This is a genomic window from Nordella sp. HKS 07, from assembly GCF_011046735.1.
GTDB lineage: Bacteria > Pseudomonadota > Alphaproteobacteria > Rhizobiales > Aestuariivirgaceae > Taklimakanibacter.
The window spans coordinates 3,739,565-3,764,080 of record NZ_CP049258.1; the positions used below are offsets into that span (position 1 = coordinate 3,739,565).

Annotated in this window: 21 protein-coding genes and 1 pseudogene; 14 read left to right on the plus strand and 8 right to left on the minus strand. The window is 59.5% G+C overall.

The genetic code is table 11. From position 1 onward, the window contains the following. Positions 1-14 precede the first annotated feature (14 nt). On the minus strand, positions 15-1,829 hold the full coding sequence (locus G5V57_RS17615) for a M2 family metallopeptidase (RefSeq protein WP_165168891.1): 1,815 nt from the start codon (positions 1,827-1,829) through the stop codon (positions 15-17). Between the two features lie 252 nt (positions 1,830-2,081). Here G5V57_RS17615 and mgtA point away from each other — a divergent pair, with 252 nt between their 5' ends. From mgtA to G5V57_RS17635, 4 genes and pseudogenes are all read left to right on the plus strand, one after another. Next, complete coding sequence (mgtA, locus tag G5V57_RS17620) at positions 2,082-4,691, plus strand: magnesium-translocating P-type ATPase (RefSeq protein WP_246737273.1); 2,610 nt, start codon at positions 2,082-2,084, stop codon at positions 4,689-4,691. Positions 4,692-4,753: 62 nt separating this feature from the next. Continuing rightward, positions 4,754-5,947, plus strand: a complete 1,194-nt coding sequence (locus G5V57_RS17625; protein WP_165168892.1) for a succinylglutamate desuccinylase/aspartoacylase family protein — start codon at positions 4,754-4,756, stop codon at positions 5,945-5,947. A 47-nt stretch (positions 5,948-5,994) separates the two neighbouring features. Next, entirely contained in the window at positions 5,995-6,153 is a 159-nt protein-coding gene (locus G5V57_RS17630) for a transposase domain-containing protein (RefSeq protein WP_165168893.1), read from the plus strand. An 82-nt stretch (positions 6,154-6,235) separates the two neighbouring features. Beyond that, positions 6,236-7,450, plus strand: a pseudogene (locus G5V57_RS17635) (MFS transporter); the annotation flags it as partial. 16 nt (positions 7,451-7,466) lie between these two features. Here the strand turns inward: G5V57_RS17635 and G5V57_RS17640 are convergent. After that, a complete protein-coding gene (locus G5V57_RS17640; protein WP_165168895.1) occupies positions 7,467-8,276 on the minus strand; it encodes a DUF1194 domain-containing protein in 810 nt (269 codons plus the stop codon). Positions 8,277-8,500: 224 nt separating this feature from the next. On the opposite strand from G5V57_RS17640, the gene G5V57_RS17645 reads away from it, so the two are divergent. The 8 genes from G5V57_RS17645 (at position 8,501) to G5V57_RS17680 (ending at position 17,002) form a co-directional block, all read left to right on the plus strand. Next, the gene (locus G5V57_RS17645; protein ID WP_165168896.1) at positions 8,501-9,733 is read left to right on the plus strand and encodes a hypothetical protein; all 1,233 of its coding nucleotides are present in this window, start codon (positions 8,501-8,503) and stop codon (positions 9,731-9,733) included. A 19-nt stretch (positions 9,734-9,752) separates the two neighbouring features. After that, positions 9,753-11,318 (plus strand): FAD-binding oxidoreductase, encoded by a 1,566-nt coding sequence (locus tag G5V57_RS17650; RefSeq protein WP_165168897.1) that lies wholly within the window; start codon positions 9,753-9,755, stop codon positions 11,316-11,318. A gap of 1,027 nt (positions 11,319-12,345) precedes the next feature. Then, complete coding sequence (locus tag G5V57_RS17655) at positions 12,346-13,590, plus strand: patatin-like phospholipase family protein (RefSeq protein ID WP_165168898.1); 1,245 nt, start codon at positions 12,346-12,348, stop codon at positions 13,588-13,590. A 68-nt stretch (positions 13,591-13,658) separates the two neighbouring features. Further along, a complete protein-coding gene (locus G5V57_RS17660; protein ID WP_165168899.1) occupies positions 13,659-14,045 on the plus strand; it encodes a carboxymuconolactone decarboxylase family protein in 387 nt (128 codons plus the stop codon). A gap of 53 nt (positions 14,046-14,098) precedes the next feature. Continuing rightward, a complete protein-coding gene (locus G5V57_RS17665; RefSeq protein WP_165168900.1) occupies positions 14,099-14,659 on the plus strand; it encodes a hypothetical protein in 561 nt (186 codons plus the stop codon). Between the two features lie 498 nt (positions 14,660-15,157). Beyond that, entirely contained in the window at positions 15,158-15,523 is a 366-nt protein-coding gene (locus G5V57_RS17670; RefSeq protein ID WP_165168901.1) for a PRC-barrel domain-containing protein, read from the plus strand. Positions 15,524-15,697: 174 nt separating this feature from the next. Beyond that, entirely contained in the window at positions 15,698-16,372 is a 675-nt protein-coding gene (locus G5V57_RS17675; protein ID WP_165168902.1) for a hypothetical protein, read from the plus strand. 153 nt (positions 16,373-16,525) lie between these two features. Then, positions 16,526-17,002, plus strand: coding sequence for a DUF992 domain-containing protein (locus tag G5V57_RS17680; RefSeq protein WP_165168903.1), 477 nt, complete (start codon positions 16,526-16,528; stop codon positions 17,000-17,002). Between the two features lie 61 nt (positions 17,003-17,063). On the opposite strand, the gene G5V57_RS17685 is transcribed toward G5V57_RS17680, so the two are convergent. Together G5V57_RS17685 and G5V57_RS17690 are read right to left on the minus strand one after the other, a co-directional pair. Next, positions 17,064-17,780 carry a DJ-1/PfpI family protein gene (locus G5V57_RS17685; protein ID WP_165168904.1) on the minus strand — a complete coding sequence of 239 codons (717 nt, stop codon included), beginning with the start codon at positions 17,778-17,780 and terminating at the stop codon, positions 17,064-17,066. 33 nt (positions 17,781-17,813) lie between these two features. Then, a complete protein-coding gene (locus tag G5V57_RS17690) occupies positions 17,814-17,969 on the minus strand; it encodes a hypothetical protein (RefSeq protein ID WP_165168905.1) in 156 nt (51 codons plus the stop codon). A gap of 350 nt (positions 17,970-18,319) precedes the next feature. On the opposite strand from G5V57_RS17690, the gene G5V57_RS17695 reads away from it, so the two are divergent. Beyond that, complete coding sequence (locus G5V57_RS17695) at positions 18,320-19,165, plus strand: metal-dependent phosphohydrolase (protein WP_246737275.1); 846 nt, start codon at positions 18,320-18,322, stop codon at positions 19,163-19,165. A gap of 108 nt (positions 19,166-19,273) precedes the next feature. Here the strand turns inward: G5V57_RS17695 and G5V57_RS17700 are convergent, their stop codons facing one another. Beyond that, entirely contained in the window at positions 19,274-19,705 is a 432-nt protein-coding gene (locus G5V57_RS17700) for a hypothetical protein (RefSeq protein ID WP_165168906.1), read from the minus strand. Between the two features lie 300 nt (positions 19,706-20,005). On the opposite strand from G5V57_RS17700, the gene G5V57_RS34425 reads away from it, so the two are divergent. Next, on the plus strand, positions 20,006-20,074 hold the full coding sequence (locus G5V57_RS34425) for a hypothetical protein (RefSeq protein ID WP_246737702.1): 69 nt from the start codon (positions 20,006-20,008) through the stop codon (positions 20,072-20,074). A gap of 534 nt (positions 20,075-20,608) precedes the next feature. Here G5V57_RS34425 and G5V57_RS17710 read toward each other — a convergent pair. From G5V57_RS17710 to G5V57_RS17720, 3 genes are all read right to left on the minus strand, one after another. Continuing rightward, positions 20,609-22,405: an ATP-dependent endonuclease gene (locus G5V57_RS17710; protein WP_165168907.1), complete on the minus strand. Its 1,797-nt coding sequence runs from the start codon at positions 22,403-22,405 to the stop codon at positions 20,609-20,611. Positions 22,406-22,651: 246 nt separating this feature from the next. Continuing rightward, complete coding sequence (locus G5V57_RS17715) at positions 22,652-22,894, minus strand: hypothetical protein (protein ID WP_165168908.1); 243 nt, start codon at positions 22,892-22,894, stop codon at positions 22,652-22,654. Between the two features lie 447 nt (positions 22,895-23,341). Then, positions 23,342-24,295 carry an HNH endonuclease gene (locus G5V57_RS17720; RefSeq protein WP_165168909.1) on the minus strand — a complete coding sequence of 318 codons (954 nt, stop codon included), beginning with the start codon at positions 24,293-24,295 and terminating at the stop codon, positions 23,342-23,344. Between the last annotated feature and the right edge of the window lie 221 nt (positions 24,296-24,516).

Here is a 24,516-nt window from a genome sequence, read left to right on the forward strand (position 1 = left end):
AAGGCCCCTTCGACCTACCAGCCGCAGCTTTTGCCTTTGTTCTGTTCCTTCAGCCAGGCTTGCAGAGGCGCGAAATAGGCGATGATCGCGTCGCCCGACATCTCGCGCTGGCCGGTGAACGCCTCCAGCGCATCAGGCCAGGGTTTGGACGCGCCCATTTCCAGCATGGCGTTGAATTTCTTACCCACGTCTTTGTTGCCGTAGAAGGAGCAGCGATGCAGCGGCCCCGTCCAGCCGCTCTGCTCGCACGCGGCCTTGTAGAACTGGAACTGCAGGACGTTCGCCAGGAAATAGCGCAAATAGGGGGTCGTGGCCGGGATATGATATTTCGCTCCGGGGTCGAATTGTGCCTCGCTGCGCTCCACCGGCGGCGTGATCCCCTGATAGTTCAGGCGGAGCTCATTCCAGGCCGCATTATAGCCCTCCGGCCTGACCGAGCCGTCGAAGACGCCCCAGCGCCATTTGTCGACCAGGAGGCCGAACGGCATGAAGGCGATCTTGTCCATCGCCTGCCGCAGCAGGAGGCCGATGTCCTTGTCGGCGCTCGGCACCTTGTCCTTGGGCAAGAGGCCGATCTGAACGAGATATTCAGGCGTTATCGACAGCGCGATGGTGTCGCCGACGGCCTCGTGGAACCCGTCATTGGCGCCGTTCATATGCAGGAAGTCCTGCGCCTTGTAGGCGCGCTGATAGAAATTGTGGCCGAGCTCGTGATGGATGGTCGTGAAATCCTGCCCATTCACCTTGATGCACATCTTGATGCGTAAATCATCCTGGTTGTCGATGTCCCAGGCCGAGGCGTGGCACACGACATCGCGGTCGGCCGGCTTCAGGAACATCGAGCGTTTCCAGAAGGTCTCAGGCAGCTTTTCGAAGCCGAGTGAGGTGAAGAAACCCTCGCCGGTCTCGACCATCTTCTTCTCGTCGTAGCCGGCCGCTTTCAAAAGCTCGGTGGTGTCGAAGCCGATGTCGCCGGCGCCGGCAGGGGCGACGATGTCATAGATGCCGCCCCATTCCTGCGCCCACATATTGCCGAGCAGGTCGGCGCGGATCGGGCCCGTCTTGGCCTGCACGGCGTCGCCGTATTTTTCATTCAGCTTGCCGCGCACATAGCAGTGCAGGTCGTCATAGAGCGGCTTCACGTCGGCCCAGATCTTGTCGGTCAGCTTGGCGACATCCTCGGCCGGCATGTCATATTGCGACCGCCACATCGCTCCGACATCCGGATAGCCCAGTTCCTTGGCGCCGGCATTGGCGATTTCGACGAGCCTGCGATAATCGGCCCGCATCGGGGCGCCGACATTGTCGTGCCAGCTCGTCCACATCTCCTTCAACTGCTCAGGGTTGCGATTGACCGACATCTGCTCCTCGATGTCGGATCCATTGATCGGCTTGCCCAGAAGCGTGCCTTCGCCCTTGCCATAGTCGGATTGCAATTTGGTGGAGATGTTGCTCAGTTCGGCGGCGGCACCGAGTGTGGTGGGCGCCGGCAGCACGATGCCGCCCGTGAGGATGGTGAGCTTGCGTTTGATCTCGTCCGACAGGCCCGGCACCTTGTCGAACTTGGCCGCCTCGAGGGCGAGGCGCACCGACAGCTCGGTCTGGCGGGCACCCGCTTCCGCCGCCAGCGCATCGGTATCTTCGGTGAGATACGTGCTGTTCACCCACTGGATCCGGTTGACCCGGACCGACTCGGCGGCAAGCTGCGTTTCCGCATCTTTCAGAAACTTCTCCGCCTCCGCGACCGTCGGGCTGTCGGCGCGGGCAAACGCGCTTGCTTGCAGCATCAGGCCGACCACCGTCGTCGTGACCAGAAGGGCGGATCTCATGGGCATCTCCTCATGCAGAACATCGGGTCGCATTATGATAGCGCGATTCTTGCGATAGACCGCCTCAAGCTTACGCGTGAATTGACGTAAAGGACGACTGGAGCGCCGCAGATTAACACTGGTCGTCCGCCGCTTGATCCAGGAGAAAAATGCGCGTTATCCTTGTCTCGGGACTTGCGCTCGTTTTCCCGATTTTTGCGGCCGGCCGGCCTGTCGTGTATGGCCGTCGTCGCCGCATTCAGGCGGAGCCGGATGCGGAGCAACGCCATCAGCCTATCGAATGGTCAGGGTTCCATGAGCGGCGTCATGGGTCACGGCGGCAGGAATGACCCGTTCTGGACCAGGAACAACGACGAACTCTTTCGCGCCCTGGACGCCAAGTCCGACGGACTGAGCGAGGACGAGGCCGGCGCGCGCCTTATCCGCTACGGACCCAACCTCGCCGTGGTCAGCGTGCGGCGCAGCCTCATCGCCAAGCTCTTGAAGCGGATTGCCGAGCCGCTTGTTGCCATTCTCCTTATCGCCGCGGCGATTTCCGGCATGACCGGCGACTGGCTGAGCTTCGTCATCATTCTGCTGATCGTGGCTTTCTCCATCGTTCTCGATATCTTTCAGGAGCAGAAAGCGGAGACAGCCGTCGATGCGCTGCGGCGTTCGGTGGCGGTGTCGGCAGCGATCCGCCGTGACGGACATGTCGTCGAGCATCCGGTGCGGGATATCGTGCCGGGTGACGTGGTCGAGCTGCGCGGCGGCGACCTCGTGCCGGCCGATGGAGTAGTACTGGCCAGCCGTGGCGCGCTTGCCAACGAAGCGATCCTGACGGGGGAGCCGTACCCGGCCGAGAAGCGGCCCGGTCCGGCTGAAAGTCCGGCGCCGGCCGACGCCTTCAACGCCTTGTTTGGCGGTACAAGCATCGTCGGAGGGGAGGCGACGATGCTTGTCGTCGCCACCGGCAGCGCGACGCGTTTCGGCGAGATCGCGGCCCTGATGCAGGAGAAGGCCGCGCCGACCGCATTCGAGCGCGGCGTGCACGCGCTCGGCATGCTGATCCTGCGGCTGACCGGCTTTCTTGTGCTTTTTGTGCTCCTCACGCAGCTCATCCGCCATGGCCTGTCGCTGCAGAGTTTCCTGTTCGCGGTGGCGCTTGCCGTGGGGCTCACGCCGGAACTGCTGCCGATGATCATGACGGTCACCCTGTCGCGCGGGGCGGTGCGCATGGCCGGGCGCCAGGTGGTCGTCAAGCGGCTTTCGGCGATCCATGATCTCGGCGCCATCGATATTCTGTGCACGGACAAGACGGGCACGCTGACGGAAGCGAAGATCGTTCACACCGGGAGCTTCGGCGTCGATGGCGCCGACAGCGCGGCTGTGACCCGGCTTGCCTGTCTCAACGCCCGTTTTGCCAGCGGCATGCGGAGCAACCTCGATGAGGCCTTGCTGGCGGTTGGGCAGGCGGACGATACGGCATGCCGGCGCCTCGATGATGTCCCGTTCGATTTCGAACGCCGGCGTTCATCGGTGCTGGTGGAGGCCGGCGGCGTATGCGAGATGCTGACGAAGGGCGCGCCGGAGGCGCTCGTCGCGCTGTGCACGCATGTGGAGCTTGCCGATGGAAGTGTCGTCCCGCTCGATCCCGCGATGCGGACGCGGATCGGCGCTTTGCTCGATGCCAAGGGGCGGCAGGGGCTGCGCCTCCTCGGCGTCGCGCGGCGCCCGATGGCTGCCGATTGCACGAGGATCGCGCCCACCGATGAGAAGGATCTGACCTTTGTCGGCTGCACCGCGTTTATCGATCCGCCCAAGCCATCGGTGACCGCCGCTGTGGACCGATTGGGTCAGGCGGGAGTGCGCCTGAAAGTGATTTCGGGCGATGCGGCGCCGGTGGTGCTGCATCTGGTCGAGATTCTTTCGCTGCCGGCAAGCGGCGTCGTCACCGGAGACGAGATTGCGAAGCTCTCCCAAACGGCGCTCGCGGCGCGCGTGGAAGAGGTCGACCTCTTCGCGCGCATCGCCCCCGAGCAGAAAAGCCGCATTGTGCGCGCCTTGCGCAGCCGCGGCCACACGGTCGGCTTCATCGGCGACGGGATCAACGATGCGCCGGCCATTCATATGGCCGATGTGGGGATTTCGGTCGATGGCGGAACCGATGTCGCGCGCCAGGCGGCCGATATCATCATGCTGGCCCCCGATCTGGGCGTGCTGGCGGATGGGATCGCGGAAGGCCGGCGCACCTATGCCAACATCATGAAATATGTGCGGATGGGAACGAGCTCGAATTTCGGCAATATGCTCTCGATGGCCCTGGCGTCGCTGGTCCTGCCGTTTCTTCCGTTGACGCCGGTGCAGGTCCTGCTCAACAATCTTCTTTACGATGTTTCCGAGATCGGCATCCCCTTTGACGAAGCCGACAAGGAGGATATCGCCCGGCCGATGGCCTGGGACATGGGGAGCGTGCTGCGCTTCATGCTGGTCATGGGACCATTGTCCTCGCTTTTCGACATCGCCACCTTCGTCCTTCTTTATGCGGGATTTGGGGTGGGGGTCGATGTGTTCCGAACCGCGTGGTTCGTGGAGTCGATCGTCACGCAGATCCTCGTGATCTTCATCATCAGGTCGACGAAGTCGCCGTGGATGAGCCGGCCCCATCCCATACTCGTTGCAAGTTCTCTTGGCGCGCTTGCGGTTGCACTGCTGCTGGCGCTCACGCCGATCGGGCGGGTTTTTGGCTTCGTGCCGCTGCCACCCGTGGTTCTCGCCGCGATCGCCCTCATCAGCGTCGCCTATCTGGTCATGGCTCAAGGCTTCAAGCATATTGCCATGGCTCCGGGCCGTCCGGCCAGACGACGGCGCGCGATAGCCTGACGGCGCCGGATGCACGTGCCCTTGTTCTGACCTGACTTGTCATATCGCAAAGGACCTCCATCATGCCGGATAGTCTCAAGGAAGGCCTCGATCGCCGCGATTTCATCATCGCATCTCTTGCCACGGTCGGCGCGTCGGCGGCCCTCGCCGTCAACGCGGGTGCCGCGAATGCCCAGGACGCAACGACGCCTTCTGCCGGTCCGGCAACGGGAACGGCCTATACCGGCGATATGATCCGGGGGAAAAAGGTCGTCAGCGGGCTCGATGTCAACGATCTCGAGCCCGGCAAGAAGCACCTTTTGTATTTTCAAGGTGTCGAGATGCCCACCGGGCAGCACTGGTATGTATCCGTGACGGTCGCGAGGGGCGCGAAGCCCGGCAAGCGCGCGATCCTCGTGAGTGGCGTGCATGGCGACGAGATGAGTTCCGTGCACACCGTCCACACCGTGATGAACCAGCTCGATCCGGCGCAGATGTCGGGCACGGTGATGGCGGTCACGGACGTGTCCCGTCCGGCCCTGGAGAGCATGCAGCGCCGATGGCCCGATACGGGCAGAGGCGTGGATCTGATCGATATGAACCGGGAGTGGCCTGGAAACGAGAACGGCGTCACCGCGGCCAGCCGGCACGCCGGGCTTCTGTTCAACCGGCTGCTGCGGCCGAACGCCGACTTCGCGATCGACTTCCACACCGGGACAACCGGATTCGACGTCACCGCTTTCAATATCCCCGGCATGGATGTGCCCGAGATCAAGGCGATGGTGGAGCTCTACCCGGTCGGCCAGATTTTCGACAATCATGTATATCCAGGCGTCCTTCATAATGCATTTATCGACGCGGGCATCCCGTCCTTTACGCCGGAGATCGGCGCCGCGCGCGTCCTGGACCTCGAGATGATCTCCCTTTTCGTCGAGGGCACGATGAACGTCCTCAAGCATCATGGCATAGTTGGCGGGCCGATGGGGCGTACAGGCAAGGACGTGACTGTCTTTGTCGGCGACAGTTCGTTCCCGATCATCGCCACCGCGGGCGGGGTCGTCGAGCATCTTGTCAAGCTCAACGACAAGGTCGAAGCCGGACAGAAGGTCGCCATCCAACGCGACAGCTTCGGTGAGGTGGTTGCGGAATATACAAGCGGCGTCGCTGGAGAGATAACGGGCCAGCGCAGCGATGCAATGTCCCGGCCCGGCAACCCATTGGTGTTTATCCTTTTCAAGAAGGGGCCGCCGGAGGGCATCGAGACTTATCCCGAATAGTTCGCCCACATACGGTGCCTTCGCCCGGTTCAGTCGCTTCGCCTTGGATGTTCCTGAAGCTTCTCGCCGACGATGAAGTCGTCGATCCGGAAGCCGGGCTCGCCGATGTGCTGGCGCGCAACACCGACGGCCATCCGATCAACCGGATCGAAGTGCTGTCGCGTTGGCGCTGGACAAATGTGCCCTCGGTCGCCCAAAGTGGGTGAACCCGCGTAGCGAGAAAGCAACTTCGACAGATGACAGCCCGGTTCCCGACCTTACCCGGAGCGCTCACGCCCCTGTCGGTCCCCCCGGTTGCGCCGTCTTCTCGCCGCCCAGGTGCCCGCCGATCTGGCCGACTGGCTCGACCTCGTGGCCCTCGGAACGCTCCTGGCTTTTCACTGGCAACTCGGTCCAACAGCGCTTGCCGGTCTGACACTGGCGATTGCGCTGCCTTATGTTATGTTCGGGCCTCTCATCGGTGTCCTGATCGACCGCAGCGATCTGCGCCTGTTGCTGATCGCCAGCTGCGGCCTCCGAGCCGTCGCCACCGCAGCGTTCGTCGTAGCGCCGGATCTGCCAATCCTATTGGTGCTCGTCGCGCTCAAATCGACCGTGGATGCCCTGTTCACGCCAGCAAAACAAGCGACAATTCCACTACTTGCGCCGGCCGATCGACTAATGGCGGCTAACGGTCTCAGTCATACTATCAATCAGGTGACCAAGGTGGCTGGGCCAGCTTTGGGTGGCGTGCTGGTTGCTATTCTGGAGCCGAAGCAGGTCTTTCTCGTCAATGCCGGCCTGTCGGTGATCGCCGCACTCGTCCTCTTCGGTCTTCCGCGTGGACTGCGGCCTCCGACAGTTGATTCACCTCGCCGGGGGGTCCTCGCGGAGTTCATGGAGGGGCTCAGACATATCCGCAACCGTCCGCTCCTGGCGACCGCCATCGTCGCGATGGCGATCGGCTTCATGGTTACGTTCCTATACGACGGTCTCATCGCCCTTTTGGTCAAAGAGATTGGTTATTCGAGCTCAATGTTCGGCGCAGCAATAGCTGTCCTGGGCGCGGGCGGAGTGTTTGGAGCGCTGCTGCTTGGACAGTTTGGCGAGCAACGCGACCCTCTGCTTTTGATGGCAGCGGGCGGGATCGTGGGAGGTCTTCTGGTCGCCCTCATCGGTCATGTCGGCGGCGGCAGCATCACAATGTCCCCGCTTGTGTTTCTTGCCGCTTTGTTTGCCATAGGGATCGCAAGCGCCGGCTTGTTTGTGCCTTATCGAACCATATTGCAGCGCGAGACGCCGCCAAATCTGCTAGGTCGGGTCACTGCTGTTGGCGAGGCGGCGATCGCTATTGCAACCCTGGTAGGACCGCCGCTCGGAGCCATATTGGCCAACATGGGGGGCATTTCCGCTCCGTTCCTGCTCGGTGGTTACCTCATAGCCCTCCTGGCGCTCGCCCTCATCTTCCTTCGACGGCGTATTGGCACAGCGAAGGTGATCGAAAATCCAGAGAGCTCCAAATAGGTGCCCCGCGCCCGGTTCAGTCGCTTCGCCTTGGGTGTTCCTGAAGCTCCTCGCCGATAAGACAGTTGTAACGAGGTTCCTTGCTGTACTGCACGCGGCGCAGCCGATTGCGCGGCAGCTCGGTCAGACGGGGGCCGGTAATTTCAGTCACCAGCTTGTTGCGAATGGCCTCGTCGAAATCGTCGAGGGTGCGCACGCGCATCAGAAACGAGCCGCTGCCGCCGATCACACAATGCTGGTAATAGGCATCGATGTCCGGAATGGTCGGTGCGCTGCTGGGTCTATCCAGCATGATCGGAAGCCCGTCGATCGTGATGCCCTCGCGAAGAGCCGCATCGCGCGCGATCGGAGCAGGCGCCCCGTAATTGTTGGGTCCGTCTCCCGACATGTCGATGACGCGTCTCTTCGCATGAAAGGCGTTGACGCCGATCAGATGCCGCGCAAAAGCGATCGTATCGGAAATGGATGTGAAGGATATCCGCCACATCGGCTGCTGGCTCAATGTCCATGCAAATCGTGTCGCGCTCCCGGGGCTGTCGATCACGGTCCAGGGCACGGTCTGGACCGCGGTGCCGCCCCATTCGACATAGGTCACCGCGATGCGGCCGAGCGGGCCGCCCAGTATGGCTGCCATGACCAGCGGATCCTGAAGGGCATCGACATAGCCGTTGCGCTGAATGAGCTGCTCCCTCTGGTCCATGGAGAAGGAGACGTCGACCGCGATCACCAGTTCAAGATCGACAGTGGTTTCGTCGGCGGCAACCGGCCTTGCAAGCACGGCCAAGAGGAAGGAGAGGGCGATGAAGACGATGCTGCCTGATCCCATGAATCTGGTCCTTCCGTCAGCTCGAAACCGCCGGTTTGTTTTATCCCATGAAGAGGCGAGGGGGCAGGGAAAATTCCCACCTTGGCGCCAAGAGCCAAGAGGCTGCGAACCCCAATCGGATACTTCTTACGCAGAAAGCCGGAACGGCGTTGATGACACGCGCCCCGCAATTGCGTAGCGTGACGGCATATTCCGGGGGCGTGGCGAGGTTATTTGACATGTCGATGGCAATGAACAGAGCACCCCTGCGCAACGTCCGGATAGGTCTCATCCTTGCCGCGATACTGTTGCCCGTCCGGCTTCTTTCAGCCGCCGAGCTTGAAGAGGGAGCCGCGATCTCCGCCAAAGAGGTCTTGGGGGAGGCCGCAAGCGGTGCGAACTACCATGTGCAGGATCCGGTCACGACCGATGGTCTCTTACGCATCTACACGCTCGAGACAAATTACGGCACATACACGATCTATGGCGATGCCATGCTGCTGCAGCGGCGCAAGGAGCTTGCCGCGCTGGCCGCTCTCGAGAAGCAGAGCCAGTCGGAGGCTTTTGGCGACGCCTTGTTGAAGGCAGGGGCGGCGCCGGTCGAGTTCGCCGGCGACCTCATCAACAAGCCGAAGGCCACCATCAAGCGGACGATCTCCGGCATTGGCGAGCTCTTCGACCGGGTGGGATCGGGGCTGGCGAATGTCGGCAAAAGCAGCGCCGGCAGCACCGTCAACGCAGCCCTTGGCGTCTCCGTCGCCAAGCGGCAGATCGCATCGGATCTGGGCGTCGACCCTTACACCGATTTCGCGCCGCTGGCGCAGCAGCTTGATGACTTCGCCAAAGCCACGGCCTTTGGCGGCCTTGCGATGAAGATCGGCTTCGTCTTCATCCCGGGGACCGTGGGAACGGCCATATCGGCGACGTCCAGCGCCCAGGGGCTCGGCAGCCTGGTGCGCGACAAAACGCCGGCGCAGTTGGTTGACATCAATCGGGCAAGACTGGGCAAGCTCGGCGTGCCTCGCGCCAATGCCGCGAAATTCCTGTCCAACAGTTTTTATACGCCGGCCGACCAGACCGTCATTGTGGGGGCACTCCGCCGGCTTCAGGGTGTCAAGGACCTCGGGTCTTATGTCGAGAGACTTGCCGAGGCCAATAGCCGTGACCTTGCCATCTTTCTGCGAACCCGGACCGAAATGCTGGCGGCCTATCAGCAGCGGACCGGAGCGATCGTGCGTATCGTGAATATCGAGGGCATTCCTCTCACCCGCCAGAAGGATGGGAGCATCATGTTCTTAGGCCCGGTCGACTCTCTCACCTGGAACGAACGCGTGAGCAAGGTCTTCACGGTTGTGACATCCGCCATCCGCGAGAACGACCCGAATGCGGCGCTTGTCCTCGCCATCAGCGGCACGGCGACGCCGCTCAGCAAAACTGAGCTCGAGAAGCTCGGCTGGTCGATGACGGCTTTGCCGTGAACCCGTGGGAGACCGTTCCATGGGCGACCGCTTGAAGTTCTATGGCTGGGGGACCGAGGGCTCAGGACTCGACGAAGCGGAGCGGGAAAGGCTGTTCCGGTTCCTCGCTGATCGCCTGGGCATCGACCCGCGCCTCGTCTCACCCCCGCGACTGACGGATATCAGCTTGCGCCCGTCGCGTGTGACGGCGCCCGGCGCGATGGCCCACCTGTTCACGGCCGATCCCTATGAGCGGTGCCTTCACACCTATGGCAAGTCATACCCCGAGACGCTTCGTGCCTTCGGGTGCGACTTCGCCAATGCACCGGATCTCGTCGCTTTGCCGGCGAACGAGGCCGATGCGAGCGCCGTGATGGAATGGGCGGGGGGAGCGAATGTCGCCGTCATCCCCTTTGGCTGCGGCTCCTCGGTCGTCGGCGGTGTCGAGCCGGTCGTCGGCGATTATTATGCCGGCGCCGTCAGTCTCGATCTGCGTCGTTTCGATCGCGTCGTTGAGATCGACCGGACGAGCCGCGCGGCGCGCATCCAGGCCGGCACGCGCGGCCCCGCCATCGAGGCGGCGCTAAAGCCCCATGGACTTTCGATCCGTCACTATCCGCAAAGCTTCGAGTTCTCCACCCTCGGCGGTTGGATCGCGACGCGCTCCGGCGGGCACTTCGCCACGCTCTACACCCATATCGATGATTTCGTCGAAAGCACGCGCACGGTCACGCCGGCGGGCATCCTGGAAACGCGCCGCCTGCCGGGTTCGGGCGCCGGCCCCAGCCCCGACCGTCTGATCATCGGCTCGGAAGGCTCTCTCGGTGTGATCGTGGAAGCCTGGATGCGGCTGCAGGACACCCCTCGTTTTCGCGGCGGCGCGGTTTTTGGTTTTCCCGATCTCTTCGCGGCGTCCAAAGCCGTGCGCGCGGTGGGACAATCAGGCCTTTACCCGTCCAATCTCCGCCTCATCGACAATCAGGAGGCCGGCATCTATGGCGTGAATGACTTTGAGGAAACGATCCTGATCCTCGCATTCGAGTCGGCGGACCACCCGGTCGATGTTTGGGCGAAGCGGGCGATCGAGCTGATCGAGGACAATGGCGGCCGGCTTCACGCCGACGACCGCGCCGCGAAGGCCTGGCGAACGGTCTTCATCCGCATGCCCTATGCGCGCGAGGTGACGGTTCCGCTCGGGCTGATCAACGACACGTTCGAGACTTCCGTGACCTGGGACAAATTCGAGGCGTTTCATACCGCCGTGAGCACGGCGACGGCCGAAGCGATCAAGGAGGCGACCGGTGCTGAGGGGACTGTCTCGACCCGCTTTACCCATGTCTATCCCGACGGACCTGCGCCCTATTACACGTTCAACGCACGCGGCACGCCGGGCCGCCTTCTCGAGCAATGGCGACACATCAAGACCCGCGCGTCCGATGCCCTGATCGCGGCAGGGGGAACCATCACCCACCATCACGCGGTCGGCCGTGATCACATGCCCTGGTACCGCCAACAGCGCCCGGAGCTGTTCGGCCGGGCATTCGATGCCGCCAAGAGCGCCCTCGACCCGGCCCGGATCCTCAATCCCGGGGTACTGGCGGACTGACAGGATCCGCAAACGACCGAGGCCCTTCAGAAGCGGCACTACCGTTCACAGCCGGCGTATGTTTTAGCAGTTTACGTGGCGGTATGCTTGGCTGTCTGCCGGGAGAGTCAGATTGGCAATAGCTCGCAAGGCCCAGCTAGCACGTTTTGTTGCAATGTTGGCCGACAAGTCCAGCAAGCTGCGGATACCTCTCGCAACCTGTGGAGTGCGCGTTGGAATCGACGCGAGACAGAATACAATCAGCCCCACCAGCAAGTGAGCGAGGTCGTATGATGTTCGCAAGTAGGGCTGCAATCGCTCGGGAAGAAGGGGCGGCAGCGTCCATTGGAACATTCCGCCCACTATCGCGAACACTACGAATAGACCAGACCAAATTGAAAGCTGATGCTGTAACGCGGCTCGATACTCACGGATCCTGGCCGACGGCAGATTGCCAGCCCCCAACGGGCTAGCCATCAAGATCATCGTCGACAAGACGGCCGCTATCATCAGACCGAACATAGCCACAAGCTCCCACCGATTAATGTCTTCTGCGCCCGCAGTCTTTCGTCGCCGACCGTTTCAGGACAATCTGTCGTGCAGGTGTCTGCCACCGCATCCTGATTTCTCGAACCACCAGAAGCATCAGGACTATTTCGGTGCCAGCGGCTCGGTGTAACAGAAGTCTTCACCGGCTGGAGCCCATGGTGACATTTCCAAAATCGCCTGGATTGGCCCACGATGTCAACTTGGCGGCAAAGCGAACTGGGAGATTGCCGCGCGAGCATGGTGGCCGCCATTGCAGCCGCAAGTGAGCCGACACACCCGCAAGTCTCGTCACGCCGGCTTATCCGCATATGTCCTACCCTGGGAAAAGACTTGCCCTGTCGATCGACAAATTGATCGTTGATTTTGATAGCGGTGAGCACGTAAATTACGCCGGGGGGATGTAAATTACTCTCGGAGTCCTTGATATTGCGGAAAAAGAGGCCTCCGATGCACGAGCATGCATGGGCACTGGGGCTTTAGGGATTCCGACGGATATCCGTTGCTGAAGGGGAATTATGAGCCGTTACCTCAAACTGGCATGCGGCGTGGCCGTATTGGCCTGCATTGCTTCATGACCACCCATAGACTGCGCACCTGTCTCACAAGTCTTTTCGCCGCCCTGTTGCTGGTTGCCTGCGCCGGACCTCCGGCGCTTCGCGATCCGGTCCCGGCAGCCCTGGTGACGAGCAGCACCATCCCAGGCTATTCCCACATCCGCTATTGGGGTGATGATGGAGCCGCCATCGACGCGCGGATGATAGACGAGATTGCCGCGCAGCAGCGCGCATCCGGGAACATGGCAACCGATCGATATTTCCTTTCGGTCTCCGGCGGTGGCAGCAATGGAGCATTTGGTGCCGGCGTACTTTTCGGTTGGACAGCCGCCGGCACGAGACCCGAATTCACTGTCGTCACCGGCATCAGCACCGGCTCACTGATTGCCCCATTCGCATTCCTGGGTCCTCCCTACGACGACAGTCTCAAAGCCGCATATACCGCGATAAGCGGAAAGGACATCTATGAAAAGAAGGGACTTCTCGGAATAATTGGATCCGAGTCGGCCGCCGACAATACGCCTTTGCGGCGGCTTGTGGAACGCTATGTCACCGATCAGATGCTGACCGATATCACCCGCGAGCACGCGCGCGGTCGCAGATTGTTGATCGGCACGACCAATCTCGATGCCGAGCGTCCGGTTGTCTGGGACATCGGCGCCATCGCCTCGAGCAAGGTCGCCTCGCGCAAGCAGCTTATTCAGAACATCCTCATTGCATCTGCTTCCATTCCCGGCGTTTTTCCTCCTATCAACATCAAGGTCGTGGCCGACGGAAAGTCATATGATGAAATGCACGTGGATGGCGGGACCAGCAACCAGGCATTTCTGTTTCCCTCGCAATTCTCCGTGCGCCAGGCGGCCAAACAAGTGGGCATAAAGCGGAACTGGACGCTCTATGTCATCCGCAACGGCAAGGTCAGTCCGGAGTACAGTGCGGTAAAGCCAAAGATCATGGCGATCGTCGGAAAATCCATCGCCTCGCTGATCAAGACGCAAGGTATCGGCGATCTCTATAGGATGTACGCCAACGCCCAGCGGGACGGCGTGAAGTTCAAAGCCATCTGGATTCCGGAGTCCTTTACGAAAGTGGAGCCGGAACCATTTGATCGCGCCTTCATGCGCGACCTGTTCCACGTCGGATACGAGATGGGGCGGAAGGGCATTCCTTGGGCCAACCACCCGCCGTAAGAGCATGATCCAATGCCTAGCGGGCGACGCGCGACGAAATTCTGACCGTCATCAAGATGGGGGCGCCTTTGTCCATTCACTCTTGCAGCCTTGGCGCGCCCATCCTGCTCGAGGAAACAACGGCGTCCGGAACCGCTCCTGCAGCCGAACCGGTTGGCGCCACCCCGGCCTGCGATGGGGTGAAACAAATCGGCCAGTGGAATAAGGCCTGGGACCCGTTCTTCAATCTTGACCCCATGTGGGCCGATCAGTTCATGGCGGCGGGGGCAGCGATCTACGGCAGCGGAGTCTTCACCGCCAAGGCGCCCGGCACCAGGCGCCATATCAAGGGCGCGCTCGCGTCGGGCGCAAGCGTGGCGGAGATCATGGAAGTCGTGAAGCTCTGCGTCGCCCAGGTGATTCAAGCCTGCAATCTTGGTGTCCAGATCCTGGCCGAGGAGCCCGGTGCGACATAGCGACTAAATCGATCAACACGCTTCTCAGGAATGACATCAGGGATGGTTCGATCATGAAGAGCAAGGAATCCGAGCTACGACTGACCAAAGGCGGCAAAGCCGCCGCTATCAAGGAGCGTGCGATCGAGGAGCTTCGCCGCTTCGTACTCCTGTTTCTTTACCTATGGGTCCTTTTCGGCCTGTTCATCCTGGACAAGACGGTGGTATCCCGCCAGCAAGGACTCAATTTTCTTCCGCACGGCTTCGCGCTAATCAATGCGCTCGTCCTTGCCAAAGTCATGCTGGTCTCGGAGAGCCTCGACCTGGCTCGCTGGATGAGAGGCAAGCCTGCCATATGGACGATCATTTATGAGAGTGCCCTCTGCAGCGTACTCTTCATCTGCGTTCATATCATTGAGGAGTGGGCTGTCGGCATGTTTCGTGGCGCCGGTATCGCGGCCGGCACGCCCGCGATTGGCGGCGGCGGATGGCTGGGCCTCCTGGTCGTGGCTCTCATTCTCTTCGTGTCGCTTCTGCCATTCTTCGCCTTCAAGAACGTCACGCGTGCCATCGGCGCCAGGCGCATGAAGGAAGTTCTGTTTCGTTCGCCACGATTCCACACTGAGCAGGAGTAACCGGCGTTATGGCCTGCCGGTGCATGCGAAAATTTGGTGGCCAGCCATGAGAGCCCGGCCAGTCCGGCACCGGAACGCTGAGCGTCGACGGCGCCGTGGTGGCCACCCAGAGGATGGCGCACACGCTGCCGAGTATCGTGCAATGGGACGAAAGCTTCGATATTGGTTCCGACACTCTGACCGGCGTGAATGATGAGGACTACCTGCCTTTGCTCACACTGACGGCGAAGCTGAACAAGCTCACACTGAAGCTCGACCGTCCCGCCCTCAGTGGGAAAGACAAGGCAAAGCTCCAGGCCGCAATGAAGGCGACAACTGAGGCCGCGGCCTGCGCCCCAAAGAGGCGCACGGTCACGCCTGCGGGCATCCGGGAAACGCGCCGCCTGCCGTGTTCCGGCGCGGGGCCTGAGGCGGCTTATCCTCGAAAAATGGAACCAAGATCGGGCGAGGCGGTTAAATCGACAGTTGAGATTACCCCCTTTCACGCAGGAGATAACGATGCCTACCGCAACAGGTCATACCGACGCGATCCGTGCCAGCCGCGTCATCGGAACGGAAGTTTATAACCCAGCCGGCGATCACATCGGCGAAATCAAGGATGTGATGCTGGAGAAGACCGCCAACGGCATCATGTTTGCCGTGGTCGGTTTTGGCGGTTTTCTCGGGATGGGCGAGAGATATCACGCCATACCCTGGGCCTCGCTGGATTACGACGAGCAAAAAGGCGGCTATGTCGTGCCCTACAGCAAGGACGAGTTGAAAGCGGCCCCGTCCTATTCGGTCGACGAATTGACGGAAAATGACGGCATGAAGGCGCGTGACGCGTCATATGACTACTATAAGGTCGATCCATATTGGAATTAGCATTTTCATAATGCGAAGAGACAAGCCGTCCGCGCCGCTTCTGCGCGGGCGGCTTCCGTGCGGGAGCGGACCCGCCGGCCACGCTCTATCTCCAGCGGTCAGGTACGCCGCCACTTGTCCGATCCCCTCATATGCGCTCTTGACCGGCAAGCTGGCATCGGGTGAGCATGCGATATGATGCCTGACGTGAGCGCCACGCGTCGCCGGAGCACGACTGGTCTGCGGCGATTCCTGGACCTGGACCAGCAACGCCATTGGATCGCGGGCAAGGCGATCCTGCGCGATGCCGTCGAACGCTCGGACTCGCCGGAGTTACGGTTCAGATACATCGCGCGCTATCAGAAGCTGCTTCGCCGGCCGCAGGCGCAAGAGGTTCTGGAGATATTACAGCGCTACGGCCGCGACTGCATACCGATACCGCGCCGCACCGAGCGGCACTACTGGTCGGTCTCCTGCCTCCCCTCGACCCCGGGCAAGGCGCTCATCCGAGTGAATGCGAGCTGGATGGAGCTTTTCTCGCTTTATGCTGAAGGCGACAGCATCCGCGCGCTATTCCTGGTGCATCTTTCGGATTTCACCAAGGATCGCTCGGCCACGCCGGGACAGATGGACGAAGCCTTTCTCGAGAGTTGCGTGAAGACGCCGGAAGATGTTGGCTGCATTTTCCCGCGCGGCGAGGACATCTTCGGCGTCAAGGTCCGCGGCGTCGCTTCGATCGGCAAATTCCTCGCGACGCGCCGCGCGCTGCGCGCCATCCGCACGTTCAACCTCACGCACATGAACCGGGGCCGCAATGCCTATCAGGCGAGCCATTGCTACAGCCTGGCGGATCACATGCTGGCAGGCTGAGTGCCGCAGAGGTCGGTGCATTCCCTTGTCGCTCAAGGACGACACGATGAAGGGTGACTGGATTGTCATCGGCATGAAGAAGGGCTAGGATCGCATCCTTGCATTCGGGGAACGATCCCGGATTCCGGCTTATATGCACAGAGGAGAAGACGCATGGGTAGGATGCTTGCCACACTATGTTGTCTAACCGCGCTTGCCGCGGCTTCGGGCGATGTTGCGGCTGCGGAGAAGCTGCGCGCCGGACTGCTTGACTGCGATGTGTCGGCGGGTGTCGGCCTAATTTTCACCGAAAAGCAAACGATGAAATGCCAGTTCAAGCCGCTCGGCGGTGGTCCGGTCGATCACTATACCGGCAAGATCGAGGAAGTCGGGATCGCTCTGGGCGAGACCGCTGGGGGAGTTCTCATCTGGAGCGTCATTTCAGATCAGAAGGGCGTCCCCAATGGCTCGCTTGCCGGCCGGTACAAGGGCATCAGTGCCGATGCTTCGGTAGGATTGGGGCTCGGTGAAAACATTCTTCTCGGCGGCTCCAATCAAGCGTTCATGCTGCAACCGAGCTCCTATGAGGGCCAGGTTGGCTTGAACATTGCCGCGGGCGTCACGACGGTGACGCTGCAATGGGCTCCGTAACGCGCACGATCATGCGTGCATTTGTGTTCACGCTGGCTGTACCGCGTCCGGCGCCCATGCTCTAGTCAAGGATCGCCAGCTTCTCGAGGCCCTGCTGAATCCCCGTGCGGGTCATCGCGTTGCGGTGGACCATGAGTGCCACGGCGGCATCTGGTGCCTTGTCGGGGTGGCCGGCATCAAAAGGGGGACACGGGTCGTATTCGATGCCGAGTTGGATCGCTTGCGCGACGTCCGGCCCGGCAATCTCGGCGACGATGCGAAAGGCGAAGTCAATTCCGGACGAGACGCCGCCTGACGTGAAGACATTGCCGTCGCGCACGATCCGCCCCTTTTCGTGACGGGCGCCCACCAGCGGCAACAAGTCGACATAGGCCCAATGAGTTGCGGCCCGACGCCCCTTCAGCAGACCGGCTGCGCCAAGAAGAAAGGCGCCCGTGCAGACGGAGGTCACGTAGGTAGCGCGCTCGCTTTGCCGGCGGATGAAGTCGATCGTCTCGACATCGGCGAGGGTTTCCACCACGCCAGCACCGCCCGGCACGCAAATCAGGTCGAGAGGAGGGCAGTCCTGGAAGGTGCAGGTCGGCATGATGCCGAGACCGCGGTCGCTCGCGACCGGCTGCATGGTCTTCGCGATGACGTGGGTCTTCGCATCAGGAAGTTTGCTGGGAGCGGAGGTCGAGGGCGGCGTTGAAAGGCGGCTCAGGACTTCAAACGGACCGGTGAAATCCAGTTGCGTGATTCCAGGGAAGATCACGAAGCCGAGATTGAAATCGGACATGCCGTATTTTTCCTCCAATGTGCGCCTCGAAGATCATCGCGGATAGTGAAGCTGTCGGCAATGGTCCCTCGTCGGATATCGCGCCGGCGCCTTGTCGACCATGGCCGCCGCGATTGCGACATGGACCGAAAGCTCAGGGGTGGCGCGCGCCGGGAAGGGGCCATAAGCCCCCTTGTCAATCCCGTCCATTCCACTAGCTTTGACGCGCATCCGGCTGTCTATGATCCATAATGTTCAGGTGACGGATTTGCGGCATCCGGACTGCGTGGGCTCTTGAGACGCCGTGTCTTGCAGCCCGATCGCTTTAGGCTTTGACTTCCAGATAATGTTGTGGCGCGTGGCGCATGAATTTATGCCGCTAACCTTTGACCTTTCGCGCGTCCTCAGGCTTTGGCGGAAAATTGCTTAGACTGTGACGGGGACAGGATTATAAAACCAAAGACGCGCTCCGGCATTATCGTAGCTCTCGATAAAACCAGGGGCATGTCGCCTGACCAAAGCGATGTAGTTGTCTGCGAACTGCGGAAAGGGCAAATCTGATGTTGAACCCGGCAGCGATTTTCTCAGATGCTTTCGCCTCCGAGCTTGCCAGTGTGTACGACAATGCATATGGGCGGAGCGAACCTCGCTATACGAGCATCATCTTCGAAAGCGCCAAGCTGGTGTTTGAGCGCTTGAGTTTGAGTGACGCACTCTACCACGACTCTCAGCACACGGCCTTTGTCACACTGGTCGGTCAAGACATCTTGCGCGGGCGTAGGCTGAAGTACGATGTCTCTCCGGAGGACTGGCTTCACTTCACACTTGCCACGCTCGCTCACGATATTGGCTATTTGCGAGGTGCCTGCCGATCCGACAAAGTCGGATCATACATCATCGACCAGGAGGGGCGCACGTTCTCGCCACCGCGCGGAGCCTCTGACGCGAGCCTTGGGCCATACCACGTCGAAAGATCCAAGATTGTCGTACGTGAAAGGTTTGCATCACACCCAATTGTGGACGCCGAGCGACTCGCACTGGCAATCGAGCTGACTCGCTTTCCTGTGCCCGATGACGAGGATTATCAAGTGACGGATTCCGAGGCCGGTCTTGTGAGAGCTGCCGATCTCATCGGGCAGCTCGCCGATCCATTCTATCCCAGGAAGCTCAACGCCTTATTCCATGAATTCGAAGAGATTGGATGTAATGCCAAGCTCGGATACCGCAGCCCGGCCGATATCGCCGCCGCGTATCCAAAGTTCTTTTGGGGCAAGGTTCAACCCTATGTGACGGACGCGATCACATATCTCGGCATGACTATCGAGGGACGGCAATGGACTGCCAATCTCTATTGCAATGTCTTTGAGATGGAACACGGACTCCGCAGCACGGGTCCAGAGGTTTAGGGGATGCGCCAGCGCGTGCACTTCGCCAGGCTCTACACCCATATCGATGACTTCGTCGAAAGCGTGCACGCTCCTGACAACCAGACGCGCCACTGAGCGCCCCCAAATTCACTTCAACGCTTTTTCTATGATCGCCCATGCCTTTGAAAAGTCCTCTCTGTCCGACCAGCCGTATGACGTGAGCCACGCTCTGGCTTCTTCGGTTCCACCCTTGACAAAGCACGCTGTGGCGTCGTCGCCATGCGGCACGAGTTCATCGCCCAGGATGTATTCGCCATCCCACCCAGCCACTCGCTTTCCCCCGACGCTCACTGGCAGAATTTCGTCATCCGGTTCGTCGTCATCCGGTTCACCGTCATCCGGGTCATAGCCGTCGGGCCAGACAACATCGTCAACCTCGTCTCCCAGACGCATAAGCACCTCCGCTGAACGGCTGCTCAATTCCACTTGCCCGTCAGGCAGCACCTCAATGCAGAGGTATTCAGTCCAACAATCAACAGCCCCAGAAAACTCTGCACCAAGCAAAACTTCGTATGGCATGGTCGGTTACCTTTCTGAGGTTACGCCGAGGCTGTGCCCTTGCGCCCTGCCCATTCGTGGCCGGCATCATGCCCGGAGCAATTTTCCGTGCAGGGCTAGCCCTTGAATGTCTGTATTAAGGTGAGCGCCGAGCCGAAATTCAACACCGCGACAACCAGAAAAGATCGTCCCGTGTGACAATCCAACACCAGATTTGAGAACCGGGTCGACGAAGACAGGGCCGGCGACAAGGGAGAGGTTTCGGAACTCGATCCCGGCGCTTCCGGTGCGCTGACGATCGACCTGAAACCCGGCAAGTACTTGCTGATCTGCAATGTCCCCGGCCACTTCGCGACGGGCATGTGGACTGAGTTTACCGTCACGCCGTAGCAGAAAAGCCAAGGCGTCGCCCCTTTCGCACGGGGGAATGGCATTCAGAGCGCTTCCGCATCTTATCCGGGCAGACCAAATCTCAATGCCGCGTCGCGCGGCCATAAATTAATGCCTATGACTGGACAGCTCCTAAGCCCTCCAGGAAGATGGAATGGAGGGCCTCTGGAAGGTGCAGGTCGGCATATGCCGAGACCGCAATCGCTCGCAATCGGCAGCATAGACTTCGCGATGATGTGGGTTTTCGTATGAGGAACCTCGCTGGGAGCAGAGATCGACGGCGGCGTTGAAAGGCGGCTCCCGACTTCAAACGGGCCAGTGAAATCCAGTTGTGTGATCCCAGGGCAGATCACGAAGCCGAGATTAAAATCGGACACGCCGTATTCTCTTCTAATGTGCCGAGACCAAGGCCTACACATCGGAGATGATCGCGGACAGTGAAGATCCCCGCAATGGTTCCTCGTCGGATGTCGGGTGGTACAACATTGAAATGCACATCTGACGGGCCTGTCGCTCGTTTTAGGTTGGGGCGGGCTACTGATCCTTCTGACCCACTGACGAAACAGAGAATTTTGTTAACATCGAGATGAGTTTTATCATTTCAGCGGGGATCTCGTCAGAGCGCATGGCATCGATAATCGCTGATGGCGTAATGCTGACGCCATATTCACCCTGGAGATGCTTGTTAATCGCGCCAAGAGCATCTTTGCCGGGAAGCAAGCCAAGCCTGGTCTTCTCGACTGCCCACAGACGATCGAAATCTTCTAGTGCGATCTCTCCAACCCGCGTTTCGTGTAGTGTCGGTTGATTTATTCTCTCATAGCGCCTTCGATTCGTCAGGTGCTGTGAAGCAACGTAGCTTTTTCTGAAATCAGAAAAGGTATTTAAGGTCTCTGATGCGCAAGCTCTGTATGATAATTCAGTTCCTGACCTTCTTGCTTGGTCTGCTACCTTCCGTTCCGCCGCTCGATCAATTGCGGCCGGTACCAAAAGGAAATTCTCAATTTCCTTGCACATGTGGATCACTACGTAATCGCAGAATGCTCTGCACTCTTTGGAAATCACCTCGCACTCGCCCTCGCAACGATAGTCCCTGTCAAGGACTGCGGCAGCTACAATTTGGCTACCAAGCGTTGCTTCCATCCCAAGTTTTAAGCTTCGGATCCGCTCTGGGTTGAATCCTTCTACGGGCACAACAGCAAAATCAGCTCTATTGCCAACCGTGGTCTGTCCGATTTTCCTCGCGAACTTCCCAAGAATCTGAAAATCCTTGCCTTCGACGAAAAGTGCTCGCCGGGTTTTGGCAAGCTGCGTCAGGATCGGATTGATGTTCGAGCCAAGTATCCTAAAGACCTCTTCCAACTGCGAGGGGTCTTTGATCCTACGAGCAGATTTCCGTCCTTTGTTTACAAGAACGATGTCGTCGGTTTCAGCTTCAGTAATAATCTCAGTCGAATGCGTTGCGATCAAGATGTCCGGACCGAGATTTCGTAGAAGCCCAAGCAACTGTCTTTGAAGTTCGGAATGGAGATAGATATCTGGTTCGTCAATCAAAAATAGAGAAACATCGCTGGATTGGATTAGATGAGTCAGCATCTGACACCAGACCTGAAATCCAAAGCCAGACCAGAATATCTCCCGTGGTATTCGCTGCTCGGGGCAGTACATGTGCAGCCTTGGTTTGTCGTGAGATCTGTCGACTTCTGGCCGTTCAATATCCATCCCCGGCCAAGTTTGAAGCAACGCGGTTCTAAACTCTTGGAATTTATCGGGATAATGGAACCAGATATTGCGAAAGTTTCTAGCGGCACGATAGTTAAAGAGTGCGAGCCTAGCGGCCTCCTTTTCGTATAGGGACTCGTGATGCTCTACTGGACCGAGAATGGGGACAAAACCAATCGGACAATTAAACTGAGCGCGGAAACTCGTAGGCGTTGAAACCGCCTTTCCTCGCGCTTCCGGTAATAAGTAGCAGACTCCGCTTTCTGGGAAGAAGAGCGTTAGCCTATTTTTGTTCGAGAGATGAAATACGACCTTTGCGGGCTCACTGTCGTCGTAGTTGAAAAAGATGTTCTCTTCAGCCACCGATATCGCACTGAGGTCGATTGAATAGCCTAACAAATTTCCGTGTGATCCGCGAACCCACTCGGCTTTGCGGGTTCCCGCTTTTCGCATCGCTGCTGCGAGAATGCGAAAGGCTGCCAGGATTGTTGATTTTCCAGCGTTGTTTGGGCCAACCAGAATGTTAAAATGGCGAAGATCAATACTGAAGCTCTTGAATGCCTTGAACCGATTGAATTCAACTCGAACAAGTTGATGTTTTTCTAACATTCTTTTTCCTGCGGCATGATCTGTTTAGTGTTGTGCCTTCGGCCCCAATTTTAAAGGGGAGGACTATTCGATATTCGAGCCAAGAAGGTACCGCATATTGAAGCTCTTGCGGACCAAATTCTGCTTGCGGTGCGGACGTGGTCGCTCACATCGAACCGCAAGACTTTGTGGATAGCGACACGTTGCACCCGCGCCCAACATTGCAAAATTGCAGATCGCTACCGTAACCTAAAATAGCAGCAAACGTTATGACACTTTTGCCAAGCTTTGAACTTTCGCGTAGTGCAGCGCCGCCAAGCAAACGTCTACCCGCTTCCTCAAATCTGGCGCAAGCGATTGACCAATCTCCCAATCGGGGTCCAGCTGGTAGAGCGAGCTTTCGAGAGTATTCAGAATTTCCAAGGTGGCTGTCGGACCATCTAAGTCATCGACGATTTTGCTAAGAAGCTGCTTCTGTTCATCATCAAACCCATCAAGATCATAACTCATCAATGTACTCCATGTGTCTATTTCGGAGTGGGGCAAGTTGGCGGCGTGTGTGAAGTCAAACAAGGTCAGTATGACCTATGCGATCATAGTGAAGCAATAGGAGAACAGATGGTACCCAGCGCATGAAAACGGCGCTTTGTGTCGGGATCGATAAGAAATGGTGCACGGACTAAGATGAAATAGGCGCTGTTGCGCCATTGTAAGTGGATTGTAATCTAGCCGTTCCAGTCGGCATACCGTATTATTTGCTTTTCTTCGGGGGAAGGGTGACAGTGCGCTTAGGGGGAGGGTGACAGTGCGCTAAACTTGGGGGATGAGAGTGACAGTCCAGCACTGTCACCGAAATCCGAGAAAGCGTGAGATCTTGCCAGCTCAGTTGACCTTTGTAGAGGTCTAGCTCGGTCGCCCAGGAAATGTATTTCTTCCCGTCCGCCATAATGTCCTCGATCATCGTGGTGGGCGCGATGCGCGCAGTTTGACATGCTCTATCCGGTGACAGGTTGGGCAGAGAAGGGCGAAGTCCTTCGGCTCCGTCATGCGGATGCCCTCAGCTAACGGGTCCTTGTGGTGAATATCGAAGAGGCTGCGGCGCGGGAGTTTTGCAAGGGCGGCATCGGCGGCGGGGTCGAAGCCGCAATCGTCGCACTGCGTCGTTCCCGCTTTCTGCCGCTGGAACCAGAACCGCTGGGCGACCCAGGCTGCCCGCCGCTTGATTTTGATCTTGCGCTCCTCCTCCTGCCCCTCAAGCGCATGGAGGAGGTCAAAATTGATGTTCTGCAGGAGCGAAGCGGGAATCTGGTCGCGAAGGGCCATCTCGATCTCATCTTCAATGGCGATCCAGGCATTGCCGGCCGGGACTTCGACGACGTCGAGCTCTGCAATTTCGCTCCGCATCCTCTCGCTCACAGGACGCAGCAGCGCGCTCTGGGTTTGGTATGCGGAACGGAAGACCTCACGCGAGAGCACGTCGTGAGCCTTGGGTTCGCCAGTGATCTTCCATGTCCTCACGATAGGAAATGCCACCGACCAGCGATTTCGCTTTCCCGGCTCGGACCATGCGTCCTGAAGGTGTTCGAATTCCTGCGCGCCGATGATATCGACCAGCCGCCGTGCCGAAGGGCGCAACTGGTGAATGGCAATCAAGCAGTCCGCGAATTTCTCGTGGCGTTCGCGATCCGCCAGCACCTGAGGGTCGTTTTCGTGGCCCGGCTGCGCCGTCCCGAATGATTGAGTCACGCGCTCCAGGACCAGTCCGCCAGCCAGTTGCTGATTGACGGTGGATTGGCATTTCGCATGCGCATCTGGTCCCGTTCCTGTTGGGGTGAAGCCAAGCCAAGTTGTTCCGGGCAGCCAGTCGGCCTTCGTGCTCGTAACGGGAAGTGGCAAATCGCGAATCTTCATCGGGTCATTCACACAAGTTGTCTGCGCTGAGGGATGTCGGAGCTTTTCACCCATTTATCGCAATTGGATCAAGAGTACAGGAGACGGAAGTCGCTCGCGGCAGCGCTCTTCCAGGACAGTCCCTCCATAGTTGCAAAGAATAAACCCGACGTTGCGGTCCTCGCAGTCCTGAAGCGGCCAAGCCATGCCGGGCCTGGCCGAGAAGGCCTTTTCGCCTTCAC